Source organism: Arenibacter sp. S6351L, from assembly GCF_023016025.1.
GTDB lineage: Bacteria > Bacteroidota > Bacteroidia > Flavobacteriales > Flavobacteriaceae > Arenibacter > Arenibacter algicola_B.
Map to the genome: position 1 here is coordinate 1 of NZ_JALKBB010000117.1, position 416 is coordinate 416.

1 pseudogene is annotated in these 416 nt (G+C 49.8%); it reads left to right on the forward strand.

What is annotated here, in order from left to right:
- Positions 1-416 (forward strand): annotated as a pseudogene (locus MWU82_RS24155) (collagen-like protein); the annotation flags it as partial.

The window sequence follows — 416 nt, forward strand, 5'->3', positions numbered from 1 at the left end:
GGTGACAAAGGAGATACTGGTGCTAAGGGCGACCAGGGTGACAAAGGAGATAAAGGTGATATTGGAGCTACAGGTGAAACTGGTGCTACAGGAGCAACTGGTGCCACTGGAGAGCAAGGTATTCAGGGTGAGAAAGGAGAAAAAGGAGACACTGGAGCTACAGGAACAACTGGTGAACAGGGTATCCAAGGTCTAAAAGGTGATCAAGGCGAGAAAGGTAATACTGGAGAAACCGGAGCTCAAGGAATCCAAGGTATACAGGGTGAAAAAGGAGATACCGGTGCTAAGGGCGACCAGGGAGACAAAGGAGATAAGGGTGATACCGGTGCGACAGGAGATAAGGGTGACAAGGGAGATACTGGAGCTCAAGGTGAGAAAGGTGAAACCGGAGCTCAAGGAATTCAAGGTATTCAGGG